The following is a 4,592-nucleotide window of genomic DNA, read 5'->3' on the forward strand; positions in this document are numbered from 1 at the left end:
AGGCAAGCCCATCGCAGGGTTGACCTGGCGTGATTTCAGGGTTTACGAAAACGACACGTGGGAGCCCCTCAAAATATTCACCGTTGACCCGGCTCCCTTGTCGATCGCGTTTGTCATCGACCAGAGCTTGACCTCAGACGTGATGGCCAAGGTGAATGACTCTCTGGGAGCCTTTCAGGGTGCTCTCTCGCCCTACGATGAGGTGGCGATCTTCTCCTACAACAACGGCCCGCGCGAGTGGACCGGCTTTACAGGTGCGCAAGGCAATCGCGTACCCGCTGTGCTGGCCCTGGCAAAATCAGTCGGACGCGATGATCAAGTACCCACCAACTCCGGCGCATTCGGCCCCTGCGCCATCGTGAAAAACGGCGGTTGCGTCGATTCGAATCCCACCATCCAGCAAGGGGGTGCCACGGGGAGCAGTTCGTTTATCACAATCCCGAAAGAGATCCACACCCTCAACGATGCGATCCTGAAAGCCGCCAAGGAGCTTTCGACGCGGCCGAAGGAGCGTCGGCGCGTCATCTACGTGATCTCCGATGGCAAGGAGTACGGCAGCAAGGCGACCTACAAGGACGTGCTTCGCTATCTCCAGACCAACAAGATCGCAGTCTACGGCACCTTGGTGGGCGACTCTGCCCGCTGGGGCGAGGGTTACGTAAGCCGCTTGCACCTGCCGTTCACCATGTATGACAACCGGTTGTATGGGTATGTGACGGCGACAGGCGGCATTGTGGATTCAGAGGGTAATCTGAACGGAATTGAAAAGAGCTACGCACTGCTTACACAAGAGGCGCGCAACCAGTACACGCTGGTATACGCCAGCCACGAACCTCTGATCGACGGCAAATACCGGAAGATCGAGGTGCGCGTGGATCGGCCTGGCGTGGACGTCATCGCCAAAAAGGGCTACTACCCCTCCGGCCAGGATTACCAGCACTAAACATGAGCTCTTCTGGAGCTGCAGCTGGCCTCGGCTTGCTCTCCGCGGCCACGTGGGGCGGGTCAGACTTTGCCGGCGGCTGGGGCGCGCGCCGGGCTTCGACCTTACTCATCACAGCATCAGGGCAGATTGTGTCCCTGGCGGGGCTTCTGGTGATCTGCTGTGTGCTCCGGCCAGCCTTACCGGGAATGAGCTACCTGGTCAACGCAGCCATCGGCGGATTCGAAGGAGCGATCGCGCTGGCAGTCTTCTACCGGGCGCTGGCGATGGGTGCCCTGGGGCTCACCGCCGCCCTTACGGGTGTCGTGACTGCCCTCGTACCCATGACCTTCGAACTGTTCCACTCCGGCTGGCCCAGTGCCATCACCATGGTTGGCCTGGCCATTGGTCTGGCAGCGATCTGGCTGATTTCGCATTCACCAGCGAAGGAGGGCGCGGCTACCTCTCGACACGCGCTGCTTCTCGGAGCAAGCGCCGGAGTCGGATTCGGTGCCCAGCTGATTCTCTTCAAGACCGCCGCAGCGGGTGGAGTTCTATGGGCGCTCACTGCGGGCAGAATCGCGGGAGTCATCGCCATTCTGCTCGTTGTCTCGGTAGCGCCGCCCAAGGGACCTTGGCGCGGGTTCTGGATCGCCGGCATCGTGTCCGGATCGCTGGATACCGTCGGCAATCTCTTTTACATGCTGGCTTCGCAACTTGGCCGCCTCGACGTTGCCGCAGTCATCTGTTCCTTGTATCCGGCAGGGACCATCCTGCTTGCGGGGATCATCCTGCGAGAGCGGCCAACGAAGCGACAGGTGGCGGGAATGGGGCTGGCGCTGGCTGCAGTGGCGCTGCTCAGCGCCTGACCTGAAAAGCGCATAAACAGAAAGGCCCGCGCCACACGGCACAGGCCTTTCTCAAAACTCGAGTGCTCACTCCAAGCGCAAACCGCTTCAGATCTAAGCCTGCTTTGGGGGCTCGCTGCTTGCGGGTGGGGGGGGAGGGGGTGTCTGCGTGCTCTGCTGTGTCGTAGGAGGAGCTGGATCGGTCACTCCCTTGATGCCTTCCCTAAACCCTTTCAACCCTTCGCCTAGCCCCTTGCCGAGCTCTGGTAGCCGCTTGGCGCCGAAAAGCAGAAACGCCACAATCGCCAGCAGAATCAGATGCCATGGCTGTAATAGATCGCCCATTGTGTATCCTTCCGCGCGTCCCGTGCTGGAACCGCGCTTTTCACCCTCAATTGTCGCACAAAGCCAACAGCCCGGTGTGATCAATGCCACTCATGTTCCAGCCGCTGGACTTCTGAAGTACGTCAGTTCACCTTCGCCGGATTGCCCAGCCGTTCGGTCACCATGGCGTAAAAGCTGCGCAGGTCCTCCTCGTCGCCAAGCGTCAGGCGCCGATAAACCTTCATCAACGGAAACAGCCTCGATCCCCGCACATCCACCGCCGGAACAGCGTGCTCTCCGCCCGGATACTGCGTCATCTCCCATGAACCGGCATAGCGTTTTCGAAGCACCTCACCCAGGTAGCTCCCCCACAGGCGGGATTCGAAATCGAGATCAATCTCCGGGCTCTCGCCAAGTAGAACAAGAATCTCGTCGAGCGCATTGATCGAATCGGCAGAGAAATCAAGCGCCTGCCGGAACTCGCTCTTCGCCATCTCGACCGCCGCCTGCGCGTAGCCCTCCATCATCGCTCCCAGGTCAGGGAACGCATGCGATTCAAGCTTCTGGCGCAGCTTGCTCATTCACAATAAAGACTAAATCTTCGCAGCGAGGGTTAGCGCGAACATTGGTAACTTCATGGCGGGCCGCTGCATCCCTATGTCAGACTTGAAGAGGCCGCTGGAGGAGTCCCCGCCCATGAAATCTACCAAGCTTTTCGGCCTGATTGCCGCCGTGGCATTGATTGCCACACCGGCACTTTCTGCCAGCCGCGATATCTATCCTGATCCTGCGCAAGCCAGGACTGACCTCGCTGCTGCGCTCAAGACAGCAGCCGCAACGCACAAGCGCGTCATCATAGACTTCGGCGGAAACTGGTGCGGAGACTGCCATGTGCTGGATATTTACTTCCACAATGCGCAGAACGCGCCGATCCTCGAATCGAATTACGTTCTGGTCCACGTAAATGTGGGGCACTATGACGCCAATCTTGATCTCGCTCAACGTTACGGCATTCCCCTCGAAAAAGGCGTGCCTGCGCTGGTTGTGCTGAGCGATACGGGCAAGGTGCTCTTGAGCCAGAAGAACGGCGAATTCGAAAAGATGGGCCACATGGAGCCGAATTCTGTCACCAGTTTTCTCGTGCAGTGGAAGCCAACAAAGCCCGGCTGCAGCGTGATGGTAGTAACTTGCTGAGCGCGTGATCGCGAATCAGGCCGCGCACGCAAGATTCTCAAAGGTCCGAGTGCCAACGACCCAACTGGAACCTGGTGAGATGCTTATCTGGGCGCTATGAGCGCATCGCGCTGTTGGCAACAGCTGGCGCTGCGGAAAATCGCTGCAGCGCTGGCCGCGATTTTCCTTACGCGTGCCAGCGCTTTCGATTCCGTCCGTGAGCTGGAACCGTCTTCAGGGTGCAACGACCTGTCTCCGGCGCCGCTCACTTGCCTTGATGATTTCGCCCATGTCCCCCGCCGGCCGAATCTCCCAAATGTTGCCGTACGTCAGCGACGGATGCTGGCCGATGAGCTGTACCGCATGATTCATGTCCCTCGCCTCAAGAAGGAGAATGCCGCCGAGTTGTTCCTTGGTTTCGGCATAGGGGCCGTCGGTGGTTGCCACCTTGCCGTTTTTCCTCTGTAGAGTCAGGCCGGTCTCCGGCCCCTGAAGCGCTTCTCCACCGGCCCAGTTCCCATTGGCGCGAAGATGGTCGTCATATTCAAAGCATGTATCGAACATCGCGTTTCGCTCGCTCTCAGTCATGCCTTCGAATTTGGATTTATCGTAGTAGCCAAAACAGATGTATTTCATTGTTCTCCTCCTCTCCCTGGGCGGGAGCTACAGCAAACCCTGAAACGCTGTGAACGGGCTTTGTAACAGGGCACGACAGTCGTGCCGAGAAAGCCCAATGAGACGTGCGGGCTTTATCAGCCCCTGCAAATCCTGATTCACCGCGTATCGTGGCTTTGTCATCAACATGTGGGGACGTTCTGTCGTTCCCGGCTTTTCCATCGAATAATGATGCAGCGTGCTCTGCGGTGCATCTTCCGAAGTCGCGGCGGGCGAAACTATTCCGCTGCTTATTCCGGGGCCGGGAAGAAGAGAAGCTCACGCACCTCGCCGGCCACATCGCAGACAATGGCGCCCTTCTTCGCCCATGCCAGCGCCTCGTCCATATTGGCGCATTCCAGTATCCAGAAGCCGCCCATGTGCTCCTTGGTCTCGGTGTACGGTCCATCGGTGACGAGCACCTTTCCGTCGCGCTGAGTCCGCAGCGTCTTCGCGCTGGCGGGCGGCGCAATGCCGCAGGCGAATTTCCTCACGCCAGCAGCAATCATTTCGCGGTTGAGCGCGTGAATCTGTTCCATCATCTCTTCGGTTATGACGGACGGGTCGAAGTCGTCCGGCATGTAGTTACAAACCAAATATTGGGGCATGACTTTTCTCCTTGTTTTTCGTGACTTGTTTCGAGGCCTCGTTTCCTGTTCACTCAGGAACCG

At 58.8% G+C, this 4,592-nt stretch carries 7 protein-coding genes; 3 read left to right on the forward strand and 4 right to left on the reverse strand.

Annotated elements, in window-relative coordinates; all coding sequences use genetic code 11:
• Window positions 1–943: VWA domain-containing protein (locus WA354_RS25240; protein ID WP_472815795.1), on the forward strand; the 943-nt coding region annotated here is incomplete at its 5' end.
• 2 nt (window positions 944–945) lie between these two features.
• Entirely contained in the window at window positions 946–1,791 is an 846-nt protein-coding gene (locus WA354_RS25245; RefSeq protein WP_472815796.1) for an EamA family transporter, read from the forward strand.
• Window positions 1,792–1,884: 93 nt separating this feature from the next.
• Here WA354_RS25245 and tatA read toward each other — a convergent pair whose 3' ends face one another.
• On the reverse strand, window positions 1,885–2,115 hold the full coding sequence (gene tatA, locus WA354_RS25250) for a twin-arginine translocase TatA/TatE family subunit (RefSeq protein ID WP_472810545.1): 231 nt from the start codon (window positions 2,113–2,115) through the stop codon (window positions 1,885–1,887).
• 122 nt (window positions 2,116–2,237) lie between these two features.
• On the reverse strand, window positions 2,238–2,675 hold the full coding sequence (locus WA354_RS25255) for a hypothetical protein (RefSeq protein WP_472815797.1): 438 nt from the start codon (window positions 2,673–2,675) through the stop codon (window positions 2,238–2,240).
• Between the two features lie 115 nt (window positions 2,676–2,790).
• On the opposite strand from WA354_RS25255, the gene WA354_RS25260 reads away from it, so the two are divergent.
• Window positions 2,791–3,288: a thioredoxin family protein gene (locus WA354_RS25260; RefSeq protein ID WP_472815798.1), complete on the forward strand. Its 498-nt coding sequence runs from the start codon at window positions 2,791–2,793 to the stop codon at window positions 3,286–3,288.
• Window positions 3,289–3,501: 213 nt separating this feature from the next.
• Here WA354_RS25260 and WA354_RS25265 read toward each other — a convergent pair whose 3' ends face one another.
• On the reverse strand, window positions 3,502–3,903 hold the full coding sequence (locus WA354_RS25265) for a YciI family protein (protein WP_472815799.1): 402 nt from the start codon (window positions 3,901–3,903) through the stop codon (window positions 3,502–3,504).
• 269 nt (window positions 3,904–4,172) lie between these two features.
• Window positions 4,173–4,592: YciI family protein (locus WA354_RS25270; RefSeq protein WP_472815800.1), on the reverse strand; the 420-nt coding region annotated here is incomplete at its 5' end.

The organism is Occallatibacter sp. (assembly GCF_049802275.1).
In the GTDB taxonomy this organism is placed as follows: Bacteria; Acidobacteriota; Terriglobia; order Terriglobales; family Acidobacteriaceae; genus Telmatobacter.